Annotated in this window: 12 protein-coding genes; 5 read left to right on the top strand and 7 right to left on the bottom strand. The window is 53.5% G+C overall.

What is annotated here, in order from left to right; genetic code table 11:
* Positions 1-116 precede the first annotated feature (116 nt).
* Positions 117-590, top strand: coding sequence for a manganese-binding transcriptional regulator MntR (gene mntR / locus HV350_RS16235; RefSeq protein ID WP_003831586.1), 474 nt, complete (start codon positions 117-119; stop codon positions 588-590).
* Positions 587-1,696 carry an anion transporter gene (locus HV350_RS16230; RefSeq protein ID WP_153690566.1) on the top strand — a complete coding sequence of 370 codons (1,110 nt, stop codon included), beginning with the start codon at positions 587-589 and terminating at the stop codon, positions 1,694-1,696. The genes mntR and HV350_RS16230 overlap by 4 nt, the downstream gene beginning before the upstream one ends.
* A gap of 80 nt (positions 1,697-1,776) precedes the next feature.
* Here HV350_RS16230 and ldtB read toward each other — a convergent pair whose 3' ends face one another.
* Positions 1,777-2,697 carry a L,D-transpeptidase gene (ldtB, locus tag HV350_RS16225; protein WP_003035268.1) on the bottom strand — a complete coding sequence of 307 codons (921 nt, stop codon included), beginning with the start codon at positions 2,695-2,697 and terminating at the stop codon, positions 1,777-1,779.
* 232 nt (positions 2,698-2,929) lie between these two features.
* Between ldtB and HV350_RS16220 the strand changes: the two genes are divergently transcribed.
* Positions 2,930-4,522: an ABC-F family ATPase gene (locus HV350_RS16220; RefSeq protein ID WP_016152376.1), complete on the top strand. Its 1,593-nt coding sequence runs from the start codon at positions 2,930-2,932 to the stop codon at positions 4,520-4,522.
* Between the two features lie 143 nt (positions 4,523-4,665).
* Here the strand turns inward: HV350_RS16220 and HV350_RS16215 are convergent, their stop codons facing one another.
* From HV350_RS16215 to HV350_RS16200, 4 genes are all read right to left on the bottom strand, one after another.
* Entirely contained in the window at positions 4,666-5,928 is a 1,263-nt protein-coding gene (locus tag HV350_RS16215) for a DUF1479 domain-containing protein (protein WP_115190786.1), read from the bottom strand.
* A gap of 153 nt (positions 5,929-6,081) precedes the next feature.
* Positions 6,082-6,897, bottom strand: coding sequence for a Cof-type HAD-IIB family hydrolase (locus tag HV350_RS16210; protein ID WP_065554862.1), 816 nt, complete (start codon positions 6,895-6,897; stop codon positions 6,082-6,084).
* A gap of 121 nt (positions 6,898-7,018) precedes the next feature.
* On the bottom strand, positions 7,019-9,451 hold the full coding sequence (locus tag HV350_RS16205) for a glycyl radical protein (RefSeq protein ID WP_181628910.1): 2,433 nt from the start codon (positions 9,449-9,451) through the stop codon (positions 7,019-7,021).
* 5 nt (positions 9,452-9,456) lie between these two features.
* Positions 9,457-10,356 (bottom strand): glycyl-radical enzyme activating protein, encoded by a 900-nt coding sequence (locus HV350_RS16200; RefSeq protein WP_047359426.1) that lies wholly within the window; start codon positions 10,354-10,356, stop codon positions 9,457-9,459.
* A 132-nt stretch (positions 10,357-10,488) separates the two neighbouring features.
* Between HV350_RS16200 and fsa the strand changes: the two genes are divergently transcribed.
* Positions 10,489-11,151 carry a fructose-6-phosphate aldolase gene (gene fsa / locus HV350_RS16195; protein ID WP_019076360.1) on the top strand — a complete coding sequence of 221 codons (663 nt, stop codon included), beginning with the start codon at positions 10,489-10,491 and terminating at the stop codon, positions 11,149-11,151.
* A gap of 119 nt (positions 11,152-11,270) precedes the next feature.
* On the opposite strand, the gene moeB is transcribed toward fsa, so the two are convergent.
* Positions 11,271-12,020: a molybdopterin-synthase adenylyltransferase MoeB gene (gene moeB, locus HV350_RS16190; protein WP_049282695.1), complete on the bottom strand. Its 750-nt coding sequence runs from the start codon at positions 12,018-12,020 to the stop codon at positions 11,271-11,273.
* Positions 12,020-13,255, bottom strand: coding sequence for a molybdopterin molybdotransferase MoeA (moeA, locus tag HV350_RS16185; RefSeq protein ID WP_019076362.1), 1,236 nt, complete (start codon positions 13,253-13,255; stop codon positions 12,020-12,022). Before moeA ends, moeB begins: the two co-directional genes overlap by 1 nt.
* A gap of 175 nt (positions 13,256-13,430) precedes the next feature.
* Here moeA and HV350_RS16180 point away from each other — a divergent pair, with 175 nt between their 5' ends.
* Positions 13,431-14,219, top strand: a complete 789-nt coding sequence (locus tag HV350_RS16180; protein ID WP_181628909.1) for an aminoglycoside adenylyltransferase family protein — start codon at positions 13,431-13,433, stop codon at positions 14,217-14,219.
* Positions 14,220-14,260 lie beyond the last annotated feature (41 nt).

The following is a 14,260-nucleotide window of genomic DNA, read 5'->3' as shown; positions in this document are numbered from 1 at the left end:
GCTATATTATATAGCTATTGCTAAAACGTTAATTTTTTGTGCCCACGCAACTCTGGTTTACAATGAGCGTTCTCTAATCAGATGCCGTTAACGCGTCACAGTAACGAGGAAGCAGAATGAGTCGTCGCGCAGGTATGCCAACAACAAAAAAAGTGACGCAATTGGTGAATGTCGAAGAACACGTTGAAGGATTTCGTCAGGTCCGGGAGGCACATCGCCGTGAGCTGATTGATGACTACGTAGAGCTGATTTCCGATCTCATTATTGAGGTGGGTGAAGCGCGCCAGGTAGATATGGCAGCACGGCTTGGGGTTTCCCAGCCGACGGTTGCTAAAATGCTTAAGCGTCTTGCTTCAGTTGGGTTGATTGAAATGATCCCCTGGCGGGGCGTGTTTTTAACCGCAGAAGGTGAGCGACTGGCTCAGGAGAGTCGGGAGCGTCACCAGATTGTGGAGAATTTCCTGCTGATGTTAGGTATCAGCCCGGAAATTGCCCGTCGCGACGCGGAAGGAATGGAGCATCACGTCAGTAAGGAAACGCTGGAGGCTTTTAGCCGGTTTACGCAACAGCAAGGCACAGGCTCTGAATGAGTTTTCCTTTACTACGCGCCTTACAGCGCGATCGCTTTTTTCAGCTGTTAATCATCGTCGGGGTTGTACTGAGCCTGTTCGTGCCGTTTACGCCAAGGTCGTGGCCGGGGGCGATAGACTGGCACACGATCATTACGCTTAGCGGCCTGATGTTACTGACCAAAGGCGTGGAGCTAAGCGGTTACTTCGATGTGTTAGGGCGCAAGATGACCCGGCGCTTTAACACCGAACGTCAATTGGCGATATTTATGGTGCTGGCGGCGGCCCTGCTGTCGACGTTTCTGACCAACGATGTTGCGCTGTTTATTGTTGTTCCGCTGACGATCACCCTGAAAAAATTGTGCGCCATTCCTGTAAATCGCCTGATTATCTTTGAGGCGCTGGCGGTAAACGCCGGTTCGTTGCTCACGCCAATAGGTAATCCGCAAAACATTCTGATGTGGGGACGCTCCGGCTTATCGTTTACCGCGTTTACCTGGCAGATGGCGCCGCTTGCGGGGACCATGATGCTGACATTGGTGGCGCTGTGCTGGTTCAGTTTCCCGCATAAAGCTTTGCATTATCATACCGGTACGCGCGCGCCTGACTGGCAACCGCGCCTGGTGTGGAGCTGTCTGGGGCTGTATATCATTTTCCTGGCGGCACTGGAGCTAAAACAAGAGCTGTGGGGCCTGGCGATCGTCGCGGCAGGATTCATGGTGCTGGCTCGCCGCGTGATCCTCAGCGTGGATTGGACGCTGCTGTTGGTGTTTATGGCGATGTTCATTGATGTGCACTTGCTGACGCAGCTCCCGGCCTTGCAGGAGATTACCCACCAGATTGGCACGCTTTCAGCGCCGGGGCTTTGGTTGACGGCCATTGGCCTGTCGCAGTTTATCAGTAATGTTCCCAGCACGATTTTGCTGCTGAACTACGTCCCGCCAACGCTGCTGCTGGCCTGGGCGGTCAATGTGGGCGGTTTTGGGTTGTTGCCGGGATCGCTGGCGAATCTTATTGCTTTACGGATGGCAAACGATCGACGGATCTGGTGGCGTTTTCATTGGTATTCGGTGCCGATGCTAATATGGGCGGCGCTGGTAGGGTATGGTTTATTGCAGGTGATGTGAGGATGGTGCCCGATGGGGCTGGCGCTTATCGGGCCTACAGGTCAAGTAGGCCCGATAAGGCGAAAGGGCAGTTTTGATGCTTAGTTCAGACGAACCGGCATACCTGAACGGTTCTGTACCGCCTGCTCAACGACGGCCTGATCGACGTCAGACTGACCGGTGATGCTGGTAATGCTCTTGTTCAGCGTAATCGGTACGATTTCCCCGCCTTCGAACTGTGCTTCAGTGGTAGACAGTGGGTTGTGTACCTCGATGTAACGGCTGCCGTCTGGTTCAGTCGTGGCTTTTACCGGCTCATCGATAAACTGTACGCGGGTGCCGACCGGCACATTTTCAAACAGGAATTTGATGTCGTCGTTACGCAGACGCACGCAACCGTGGCTGACGCGTAAGCCGACGCCGAAGTTAGCATTGGTGCCGTGGATGGCGTACAGGCGACCGATATACAGCGCGTACAGGCCCATCGGGTTATCCGGACCTGCCGGAACAACGGCTGGCAGTGGTTCGCCAGCAGCGCGGTATTCCGCATGCATTTTTGCCGTTGGCGTCCAGGTTGGGCCCGCTTTTTTACGTTCTACTTTGGTGGTCCAGTTGATTGGCGTGTCTTTGCCCAACTGACCAATACCGATCGGCAGAACAATAACGGTGTTGGTGCCTTTCGGGTAGTAGTACAGACGCATTTCAGCGCTGTTAATAACAATACCTTCATGCACGGTATCCGGCAGGATCAATTGCTGAGGTATGTTCAGTACGGTACCGCCCTTCGGCAGGAAGGTATCCACGCCCGGGTTGGCTTCCAGCATATTAGACAGACCCATCTGATACTCCGCCGCAAAATACTCCAGCGGTTGGGTGTTGCCTTCAGGAATAGTGATGACCTGGTTTTGGCCGATCAAACGGCTGCCATCGGTAGGCAGCGGGTACGTGACGGCAGAAGCGGTGTTACAAAAACCAACTATTGCGAGTGCCGCCGCGAAAAGCGTTGTTAATTTCATATTCATGTTCATGTATGCGAGATTCAGTGCCAGGCAGGCTAGTGGGTTGAGATTTATGTAGTGTTGGGCACGCATTATATGTGCAATCTGAGCAACAAGGAATTCGGATGTGTACTAAATCACATTTTTTTCCTTTTGCTTTCACTTTATCCCTTCAGCATCAAGGCGCGATCTTATTGCAGACTTATGGCATAATAAGCGGTTCGTCACATATTTCTTTCTCTTTCAGGATAAGCCAGTGTTAGTTTCCAGCAACGTCACCATGCAGTTCGGCAGTAAGCCGCTGTTTGAAAATATTTCCGTCAAATTTGGCGGCGGCAACCGTTACGGCCTGATTGGCGCGAACGGTAGCGGTAAATCCACTTTTATGAAAATTCTCGGCGGCGACCTCGAACCGACGCTGGGCAACGTTTCCCTCGATCCGAACGAGCGTATTGGTAAGCTGCGTCAGGATCAGTTCGCCTTTGAAGAGTTCACCGTGCTTGACACCGTGATCATGGGTCACGGTGAACTGTGGGAAGTAAAGCAGGAGCGCGATCGCATTTACGCCCTGGCCGAAATGAGCGAAGAAGACGGCTATAAAGTTGCTGACCTTGAAGTTCAGTATGGCGAAATGGACGGCTACTCTGCGGAAGCGCGTGCGGGTGAACTGCTGCTGGGCGTAGGTATTCCGGTAGAACAGCATTACGGCCCGATGAGCGAAGTCGCCCCCGGCTGGAAGCTGCGTGTGCTTCTGGCACAGGCGCTGTTCTCTAACCCGGACATTCTGCTGCTTGACGAACCAACGAACAACCTGGATATCGACACCATCCGCTGGCTGGAGCAGACGCTGAACGAGCGTGACAGCACCATGATCATCATTTCGCACGACCGTCACTTCCTGAACATGGTCTGTACGCACATGGCGGATCTGGACTACGGCGAACTGCGTGTTTATCCGGGTAACTACGACGAATATATGACGGCGGCAACCCAGGCGCGTGAACGTCTGCTGGCCGATAACGCCAAGAAGAAAGCGCAGATTGCCGATCTGCAATCCTTCGTCAGCCGCTTTAGCGCCAACGCATCTAAATCTCGTCAGGCGACTTCTCGTGCGCGTCAGATTGATAAGATCAAGCTTGACGAAGTGAAGGCGTCCAGCCGTCAGAACCCGTTCATCCGCTTCGAACAGGATAAGAAACTGTTCCGTAACGCGCTGGAAGTGGAAGCGCTGACGAAAGGGTTTGATGAAGGTCCGTTGTTTAAAAACTTTAACCTGCTGCTGGAAGTCGGTGAGAAAATTGCCATTCTGGGTGCCAACGGCGTGGGTAAATCAACCATGCTGAAAACGCTGGTCGGCGAATTACAGCCGGATAACGGTACTGTGAAATGGTCTGAAAACGCCCTGGTTGGTTACTACGCGCAGGATCACGAGTACGAATTCGAAAACGATCTGACGGTCTTCGAGTGGATGAGTCAGTGGAAACAGGAAGGCGATGATGAGCAGGTAGTACGTAGCTTCCTTGGTCGCTTGCTGTTCAGTCAGGACGATATCAAGAAACCTGCTAAAGTGCTGTCCGGTGGTGAAAAAGGACGCATGCTGTTCGGTAAGCTGATGATGCAGAAACCGAATATACTGGTAATGGATGAACCGACCAACCACCTGGATATGGAATCTATCGAATCGCTGAACATGGCGCTGGAAATGTACCAGGGCACGCTGATCTTCGTTTCTCACGACCGTGAGTTCGTCAGTTCGTTGGCAACCCGCGTGATTGAAATTACGCCGGAACGCGTAATCGACTTCACCGGTAACTACGAAGATTACCTGCGTAGCAAGGGCGTCGAATAATTTTCCCGTCGTCTTTCGTGTTACAGGTGTGTTGGCTGCACCTGTACACCCCGGTCACTTACTTGTGTAAGCTTGCGGGGATTTACAGGCTGGCCGCCTTCCTGTAACGCGAAATACTTAGGGAAACTTGTGTAAGTTACAAATTAAATAATCCCCAGCGCACGCTTGCCATGGATATTCAAATCATCCAGCGTGAAGCGTCCTTCCCAGTGAGTTTCATAATCCTCGCGTGGGAAATCACCCGGCGATACGCCTTTTTCCAGCGCGGCCTTCACTTTATGGGCGTAGGCCAGATTCTTTTCGCACATCGGTGCGGCAGGGATGTACATCACGTTGCCCCAACCCTGTTGATTTTCTACCGGCGCGACGGAGTGGATCACATCACAATGCCACCAGACGGAGTCTCCGGCGTCCAGTTGCGGAATGCTGGTTAACGCTTCAATCAGCAGCGGATGCCATTGCGCAGAAATCGGCAGAACTCTGCCGGGTGCTACGCCGCAAAGTTCATCTTCCGGCACATCGTCAAGCAATGGACGTAACAGTACCCAGGCCATCGCTTCAGGGATAGGGACCACGTGCAACAACCCCTGACCTGGCAGCATATCGGAGAGAGCAGTCCAGCCCTGGAAGGTGCGGAATACTGAACATTTGGTGGTGTTATCCACCGTGTACTCTTCTACTTCAGTGCGATGCGCGGCCTGCCACGGGTCGTAATCTTCCAGCTTACCATTGAAAACATTAGCAAAGACCTGCTGATATGCCGGCAGAAGCCAGCGTTCCAGCGCGCCGGAATCCGTATGCGCGCCCAGCCCTTTGGACGTCGTTCCCGGTGGACGACGGCGTATGCGGTCGGGGTAGATAACGCTGACATCCGGGTTAAACCATTGCTTACCTTCGCCTGCAAATGTCCAAAGACGGTTGAGAAATGACTGCGCATTTGCCATTTCTTCACTCTGACGGGCCTGCATCTGCGCCTGGGACCAGTAGATGGGGTAGATTTCAGGCCGCGACGCGCTCAGGGTACCAAAGAAATTATCGCCGGGTCCTTGGTAAACGTCGTCAAAATGGTTGCGGTCCAGATAGTCCAGCATTGACCTATCCCAATCGAGGGCTTGTTCGCGAGAGAAATGGCCTTTAATGACCGCGCATCCGCGACGCTTAATTTCTTCACGCTGCTCAGCACTCACGCGACCCGCCTTGATATCCGCATAGGACAACACAGGCCATACCGGAGAGCCTTGCGCTTTGAGGGCGTTGATTTCCGCCACGCGATTAGCAATGGCCTCGCTCAACTGATTGAAAATCAACTGAACATCTCCAAGCTGTTCACGCAATTGCTTTTTCATCTGCCTGATTGCCGCTTTGTGATCGGTGGGCAACGTGTCGCTGGTAAAAGTAAAAGCCATATCCACCTCGCATTAACTTTCATTCGAAACTTGTTTAACTTACAGGTGATAATATAAGTTAAAATTTAGTTAACGCAAGTTTAAAATTTGATGGTGTGAGAAACATGAAAAAGCGTGGAAACCGGGGCAAGGGGATACCCCGGTTGGGCAGGATTAGCAATTAAAAGGGGAAGTGTTATCCAGCACCGCCTGAATCACGTTCAGCGCGCCCTGATGGTTATTGTCGTCGGTCTGATAGCGGGCAATCGATTTGATACTCTCTGCCGCATTGGCCATGGCGAAAGAGTAGCGCGCCATTTTCAGCATTTCTGCGTCGTTGCCGCTATCGCCAATGGCGACTACATTTTGCGGGGACAGGTTCCAGCGCTTTAGCAGACGGCTGATTCCGTTGGCTTTATGCAAGCCTGGAATGATCAGGTCAATAAACCCAAAGCCGCTGGTGACGGGTTTCATTATACCGTCAAGGGCAGAATGAAGGTGATCGATCACTAATGGGATTTGTTGGTCCGGTAAATTTAGCGAGAACTTGAACAGCACATCATCGATGTCCTGATAATCCTTCACGGGTTTCAGGCGATGGTAGTGTTTTGACATCAATGCGACAAAGGACTCGGGGGCATTTTCGCTAACGTAGGCGCTTTGCAGGCCACAAGCCACAAAGTTGAGATGCGTATCTTTGAGCAGTTCGCCAATGACAATGCGGGATTCGTGGCGGGTCAGCTCACCGTGAAACAGCTGTTTGCCATGTTCAAAGACTAACGCTCCGTTCTCGGCAACAAAAGAGATCTCATCTTTGAGTTCCGGGAAAAAAGAGATCAGTTGGTAATACTGATTGCCGCTGGCCACGACAAATTCAATATCTCGTTTTTTCAGTTCCTGATACTGCGCCATAAAACGTGCAAGATCGTATTTTTTGGCGTCGTCGAGAAAAGTTCCGTCCATATCGGTGACGATAACTTTGATGGTCATACTTGCTCCTGGCTCATAACTGCGACCAGAAACATTTTAATAACAATGTGAGCTAAAGCACAAATTTATTTCATTCGAAAGAAGAATACCCGGCAAGCGAAATGCCGCCGGGTAAGGGGGATTACAGCATATGTTCAGTACGTGCGATGATATCGTCCTGCGCATCTGGAGACAGCGCGGTGAAGAAGGCCGAATAACCTGCTACACGGACCACCAGGTCACGATACTGATCCGGGTGCTTTTTGGCTTCCAGCAGCGTTTCACGGGAGACAATGTTGTACTGAATATGCCAGCCTTTGTGCTCTTCAAAGAAGGTACGCAGCAGGATCATCAGCTTTTGCTTATCGGATTCATTCTCCAGCGTGGCCGGGTTCAGCTTCTGGTTTAACAACACGCCGCCGAGGATTGAACCGGTCGGCAGTTTACCCACCGAGCCAATTACCGCTGTTGGGCCGAGATGGTCCGTTCCGGAAGCCGGGCTTGCGCCTTCTGCCAGCGGAGTGTGCGCTTTACGACCATCCGGCGTGGCCATCGTTGCCGCGCCAAACGGTACGTTTGCGGAGATCGATGAGGTACCCGCGTAGTAATTGCCGCCAACCGGGCCACGTCCGTAACGTGGATTATGATACTGTTTCAACTCATTGATATAGGTCTGATAAGCGCGGGCCAGCAGCGTATCAACGCTATCGTCATCGTTGCCGTATTTCGGTGCGCCGTTGATCAGCCGCTGGCGTAATTGTTCGTGGCTCAGACCGTCAAAATCGTCGGCCAGCGCGGCGGCCAGCTGTTGCTGACCGATAGCGCCTTGTTCAAAGACCAGTTTCTTCACCGCAGCCAGGCTGTTGCCGAGGTTGGCAATACCCACCTGCAAACCCGATACCCAGTCGTATTTCGCGCCGCCTTGCTTAATGCTTTTCGCGCGTTCAATACAGTCATCTACCAGCGCAGAGCACAGAATATCGTGTACGTTCTCTTCCAGCATGGTGTCGACGACATACTCAATTTCGATAGATTTACGCGTGTAGTAGCGAATCTGCGCATCCCAGGCGTCCATCACTTCGTCGAAATTGTTGAAGTTACCAGCCGAGAGCGCTTTTTCCTGTGGCAGAAATACTTTACCGCTGGTGGCATCGCGACCACCTTCCAGCGCTGCCAGCATCACGCGGGCAAAGTTAATAAAGCTCATACCGGTACAGCGGTAGCCCCATTTGCCGCCAACGGCGGTTTCGATGCAACCAATAGCCGCATAGTCATAGGCGTCCTGCGGTTCAATGCCAAGCTTAATGAATTCAGGTATGACGATTTCGTCGTTATTAAAGGCAGGCATCCCGAAGCCGCAGCGGATCACCTGTACACAGGCATCCAGGAAATCATTACTCATCCCTGCATGATAACGCACGCTCAGGTTTGGCTGAGTAGAACGCAGGCGACCGCAGGATTCCAGAATAGCGTAGGAGAGCGGATTGACGGCATCCATTGCCTGACCGTTAACCAGGTTTTGGCCACCAATGGTCACGTTCTGATACAGCGGGCTACCCGCCGAGGCTTTCGAATGGGAGCCGGAGCGGATTTTGTTCACTTCCAGCAGTTTCAGCCAGCAGCTGTGCAGCAGCTCAATGGCGTGCTCACGATCGAGGCTTTGGTTCAGTTCTACGTCACGACGGTAGAACGGATAGAGGTACTGATCCATGCGACCAAACGACACCGAGTGACCATTCGATTCAATTTGCAGGATCAACTGGATGAAATAGCACAACTGTAGCGCTTGCCAGAACGTTTTTGGCGGCTCATGGGCGATAACATCGCAGTTGTCCGCCATGGTCAGCAGTTCATCACGACGACTGGCGCGAGTTTCCGTGGCCGCCATTTTACGTGCCAGCGCGGCAAAGCGCTCAATGTGCAGACTGACGGCCTCCAGCACGATATCAATCGCTTTCAGAAACTGATCGCCATGAAGGTCTTCCAGACATGTCAGATTGATGCGGGAACGACGTTCATCAACTTTGTGGCGCAGGCCGTCGAGACCTTTTTCCAGCAGCAGCGGGAAGTTTACCGCCAGGTGTGCATCACCGGAGGTCATGTTACCTTCGGCTTTGATAATGCCGGTTTCCAGCAGCCCTTTCTGCTCGTCCGTAAACATCCCGTAGCAGCGATCCTGCACGGTCTGACCACGCCACCATGGACACACCTCGTGCAACACGCGTTTGTTATCTTCGCTTACCGCAAAGCCCGCGCCCGGCCTGTCGGCGAGGTCATCGATCTCTTTTTCAATCCACGACACGGTGTATTCCGGGAAGATTGGCGCGGCACGCACTTCGCTTGCCTGGTTACCAATGATCAGTTCGTCATGCTTGATCCAGATGGTGCGTTCCGCCAGATGATGGGCCAGCGCCAGCGCGCGGCGAACCGGGATAGGTTTATCCAGATGTTGTTGATACATCTCGGTATAGTGCTGGGCGCGCTCGGTACAAACCGGCGGCTTCACGATGTGGATCAGGGCCGTTTTATGCGCTTTGATACGGTCGCTGAGTGTGTCCAGTTTCAGAGTGGTCATGGCGATTATCCTCGTAGGGTCGCGGTTAAACCTTTAAGGCTGGCGTACTGCTGGGCAAATTCGAGCAGCGCAGGCGCATCAAGCGGTTTATCCGGTGCGTTGTAGGGTTGACTGAGTAAGTGGTATTTGTTGATGCCCAGCGTGTGGTAGGGCAAAAAATGGATCTCATCGACGTGAAGCTCGTCGGCAGCAAAATCGGTAATGGCCTGAATAGCGGCTTCGTCAGCGTTGAACCCCTGAATCAGGGGGACGCGGATAACCATTTTTTTACCGGCGGCGGCCAGTTTTTTCAGATTTTCCAGTACGCGAGAGGCGCTGCCATCGGTCCACTGTTTAAACGGCGCGTCGGCGACATGTTTTAAATCGGCCAGGAACAGGTCGACGTCAGGTAATGACGGTTCAATATACTTCCACGGGACATGCAGACAGGTTTCAACCGCTGTATGAATACCTGCATCGTGGCTGGCTTTGAGCAGCGCTGCCGCCAGTTCTGGCTGCATAAAGGGTTCACCGCCAGACAGGGTGAGACCCCCGCCGCTGCGATCGTAAAACGGTTTATCACGCACTACGGTCGCCATGATGTCGTCCACGCTTTTTTCCTCTCCGCAGACGGTCAGCGCCTGGGTTGGACAGCAGTGGGTCAGCGCCGTGAGCGCATCATCGGTCAGTTTTTCGCGTTGAATCAGCAATCCACTCAGCGCGCGTTCAATCACCTTCGGTGCGGCCTGAGCACAGAGATCGCAACCGTCGAGGCACAAACGCGCGTCATAGAGCAGATCCTGCGTGCGGGCGCGGCTTTCCGGATTCTGGCACCACCGACAGCCCAGGGAGCATCCCTTAAGGAACACCACAGTACGGATACCGGGACCATCATGTGTGGAATAGCGCTGGATATTGAAAATCATAAGCGGCCTCTTATCTTTCGTATAAAGATTAAATTACTTTCGAATGAAAGTTATATTGACGTACGTCAACTAACCGTGAGGTTTCGCCGTGCTACCTTTTATTCATGCTAATTATTCGTTTGAGGAAAGGTTATGGAACTCTATTTAGATACGTCTGACGTTGACGCGGTAAAAGCTCTGGCGCGGGTTTTTCCGCTGGCAGGGGTGACCACTAACCCAAGCATTGTGGCGGCAGGTAAGCAGACACTGGACGTGTTACTGCCGCAACTGCAGGAAGCGATGGGAGGGCAAGGACGCCTGTTTGCTCAGGTAATGGCGACCACCGCCGAAGGCATGGTCAGCGATGCGCGTAAGCTGCGGGCAATCATTGCGGATATCGTGGTCAAAGTGCCGGTCACGGCAGAAGGTCTGACGGCCATTAAATTGCTGAAAGAAGAAGGGATCCCGACGTTGGGTACCGCGGTATACGGCGCTGCTCAAGGGCTATTAGCTGCGCTTGCGGGGGCCGAATACGTTGCGCCATACGTTAACCGTGTGGATGCGCAGGGGGGGGACGGCATTCAGACGGTGACCGATCTGCAAACCTTACTGAAAATGCATGCCCCGCACGCCAAAGTACTGGCCGCCAGTTTTAAAACGCCGCGTCAGGCGCTGGATTGCCTGCTGGCAGGCTGCGAGTCCATCACGCTGCCGCTGGATGTCGCTCAGCAGATGATTAGCTCTCCGGCCGTTGATGCTGCCGTAGCGAAGTTCGAGCACGACTGGCAGAGCGCATTTGGACGCACTTCTCTGTAAGTCTGTTTTGCCGGATGGCGGCTAACACCTTATCCGGCCTACACAATGCGCTGTTGTAGGCCTGATTGGAGGCATTAGCATCGCCCTCTGGCAATAGTGTGGTGCCGACGATTTCTCTGCTAACTCCCGCAGACCTCACAGGTGGGATTGCGCATCAGCTTCATTTCGCGAAACTGGCAGGTCATGGCGTCGTACATGACGATTTTTCCGGACGCCGGTTTACCGTAGTTAGCCAGCAGCTTAATGGCTTCCATTGCCTGTAACGAGCCGATCACGCCGATCAGCGGGGCCATCACTCCGGCCTCTACGCAGGTCAGGGCGTTTTCACCGAACAGACGGCTCAGGCAACGGTAGCAGGGCTCTCCTTCCTGGTAGGTAAATACGGTAATTTGTCCTTCCATGCGAATTGCCGCACCGGAAACCAGCGGAACCCTGGCGGCGAAGCATCCGGCATTCAACTGATTGCGGATGCTGACATTATCCGTACAGTCCAGCACCAAATCGTGTTCGGTAATAAGCGTGTGAATCTCGCTCTCGTCCAGCAGGGCATTCACCGGCGTAATGGCGATATAAGGGTTAATCCGCGCCAGTGCGTCGCGGGCGGATAGCACTTTTGGCTGTCCAACGGTCGCATCGCTGTGCAGCGTCTGGCGCTGGAGGTTCGACACGGATACTGTGTCAAAGTCGAGCAAGGTTAAATGCCCGACGCCAGCGCCTGCAAGGTACTGAGTTGCTGCGCATCCCAGTCCCCCCACACCAACGACCAGTACCCGCGCCTCCTTGAGCGCTTCCTGACCTTCGAAATCGAAGCCGCGCAGAATGATTTGCCGGTTATAGCGCATCATCTCCTGGTCGCTGAGTTCTGCCATTACAGGCCTCCAAACAGTGCGTTAAACGGCTCGACCTCAACCCATTCGCCGGCTTCGACGTTACCGCGATCGCGCTCCAGCACGATAAAACAGTTACCCTGGCTAAAAGAGCTAAAAATATGCGAGCCCTGGTGCCCGGTAGTGGTGACTTCCAGTTCGCCTTCAGCGGTACGCTGCAATACACCGCGCTGAAAATCCAGACGGCCAGGTGTTTTCTTCAGGCGTGAGGCGGTGCGCACGCGCTGGCGAGGCGGTAGTCCACAGGCGGTGTTGCCGCTGAGTTTCGCCAGGAGCGGTTGTACCAGTTGATAGAAGGTGAGGGCCGCAGACACTGGATTACCCGGCAGACCGCAAAACCAGCTGTTGCTCAGTTTGCCAAACGCGAACGGTTTGCCCGGTTTGATGGCCAGCTTCCAGAATGCAATTTCTCCCAGCTCTTCCAGAATAGTTTTAGTGTAATCCGCTTCGCCTACTGAAACGCCGCCGGAACTGATGACGACATCGGCCTGGCTGTCGGCTTCGATAAACGCGGCACGCAGCGCGTTGGGATCGTCGCGAATAATCCCCAGGTTGATCACTTCGCAGCCCAACTGTTGCAGCATCAGGTGAACGGTCAGACGGTTAGTGTCATAAATCTGTCCGTCTCCCAGCGGCTGACCAGGCAACTGCAGTTCATCACCGGTGGAGAACAGCGCCACGCGGACTTTGCGCACTACGGGAGCATCGGCAACACCGAGCGAAGCCAAAACGGGAAGCTCGGCGGTTGTCAGGCGAGTCCCGGCGGGAAACACCACCGCGCCGTTTGCAATATCTTCACCGCGCAGACGAATATTTTGCCCGCGGCGGACTTCGGCGGTAAAACGCACCCCGTCGTCAGTTTGTTCCGTTTGCTCCTGCATCACCACTGCTTCACAACCAGCAGGCACCGGGGCGCCGGTCATAATACGGATGCAGGTTCCCGCAGGCCACTCGCCATGGAAAGGCTGACCGGCAAAGGCTTTACCCGCCACCGCAAGCGGCTGATCAGATTGTAAATCGGCTAATCGTACCGCATAGCCATCCATTGCTGAGTTATCGAATCCCGGTACATCAATGGGGGAGACAACGTCGGTGGCCAGAATACGGCCAAAGCATTGAACCAGCGGCAGCGTTTCGACGGCGGTGAGCGGGGTAATACGCGAAAGCATCTGAGAGAGAGCCGTTTCAAGCGGCATCAGTCCGGCGGTAAATTCCATGAGAAGACTCCTGCGGGGCAAAATCGAATCTGCTCATTATGTCAGAAAATGGACGCGGGCAGTATGCTACCTCAGGCTTAGAATCAGATCTGGTAAAGGTTTTGTGCCAGGGATAGCGCTGCAGGAAGAATGCAGTATAGACTCAATATTTCCGCTCATTTTTCCCTGGGGCTAAATGGCTAATATTATTCCAGACGCAATTCGACGACAGGTGGAGGCCGCCAGTGCGTGCATCCGCCAGATTTTCGAGGGGAATCTCATTGCCCTTCATTTGTATGGCTCTGCGGTTGAAGGCGGCTTAAAACCCCAAAGCGACATTGATTTATTGGTCACCCTGCGTGAACCAATAAATGCCCGACAAAGAAAAATACTGATGCAGGATTTGCTGACCATTTCAGCGCCTCCCGGCACCTCCGGGCCATATCGTGCGCTGGAAGTGACCGTGGTTCTGCACTCGCAGATCGTGCCGTGGCGATTCCCTCCGGCGAGAGAAATGCAGTTTGGCGAATGGCTGCGTGATGATATTCGCGCTGGCGTGTTTGAACCGGCAATGGTGGATCCTGATCTTTCTATTCTGCTGACCCAGGCCCGGCGCGCCAGCGTACCGCTGTTCGGTGAACCGGCTGAGACGTTGTTTAACGTCATTCCGTTTAGCGATGTATTGCAAACATTTCGGCATATCCTTGAGATGTGGCAGAAACCGGCTGATTTAGAGGGGGACGAGCGTAATATCATCCTTGCTCTAGCACGTATCTGGTATAGCGTGGTTACGGGTAATATTGTCGCTAAAGATGAGGCCGCATCCTGGCTTCTGCCGCAATTACCCGCTGAGCATGCTGATTTGCTGCAAGCGGCGCGTGCGGAATATCTGGGGTTAACCAAACATAACTGGGCAGCGTATATGCCGTCTGTAGAACGCTTTGTGTTTTATGCAAAAAAACAGATTACCGATCGGCTTGAATAATTTAGCAACAACGTCGGGAGATCTCCTTTCCGTTAAACACA

Source organism: Citrobacter sp. RHBSTW-01013 (assembly GCF_013781985.1).
GTDB lineage: Bacteria > Pseudomonadota > Gammaproteobacteria > Enterobacterales > Enterobacteriaceae > Citrobacter > Citrobacter braakii.
This window is presented reverse-complemented; position numbering and strand designations above follow the sequence as displayed.

Coding starts and splice junctions, on each gene's coding strand:
- mntR (WP_003831586.1), top strand. CDS start 117: ATGAGTCGTCGCGCAGGTATGCCAACAACAAAAAAAGTGACGCAATTG.
- HV350_RS16230 (WP_153690566.1), top strand. CDS start 587: ATGAGTTTTCCTTTACTACGCGCCTTACAGCGCGATCGCTTTTTTCAG.
- ldtB (WP_003035268.1), bottom strand. CDS start 2,697: ATGAATATGAAATTAACAACGCTTTTCGCGGCGGCACTCGCAATAGTT.
- HV350_RS16215 (WP_115190786.1), bottom strand. CDS start 5,928: ATGGCTTTTACTTTTACCAGCGACACGTTGCCCACCGATCACAAAGCG.
- HV350_RS16210 (WP_065554862.1), bottom strand. CDS start 6,897: ATGACCATCAAAGTTATCGTCACCGATATGGACGGAACTTTTCTCGAC.
- HV350_RS16205 (WP_181628910.1), bottom strand. CDS start 9,451: ATGACCACTCTGAAACTGGACACACTCAGCGACCGTATCAAAGCGCAT.
- HV350_RS16200 (WP_047359426.1), bottom strand. CDS start 10,356: ATGATTTTCAATATCCAGCGCTATTCCACACATGATGGTCCCGGTATC.
- fsa (WP_019076360.1), top strand. CDS start 10,489: ATGGAACTCTATTTAGATACGTCTGACGTTGACGCGGTAAAAGCTCTG.
- moeB (WP_049282695.1), bottom strand. CDS start 12,020: ATGGCAGAACTCAGCGACCAGGAGATGATGCGCTATAACCGGCAAATC.
- moeA (WP_019076362.1), bottom strand. CDS start 13,255: ATGGAATTTACCGCCGGACTGATGCCGCTTGAAACGGCTCTCTCTCAG.
- HV350_RS16180 (WP_181628909.1), top strand. CDS start 13,431: ATGGCTAATATTATTCCAGACGCAATTCGACGACAGGTGGAGGCCGCC.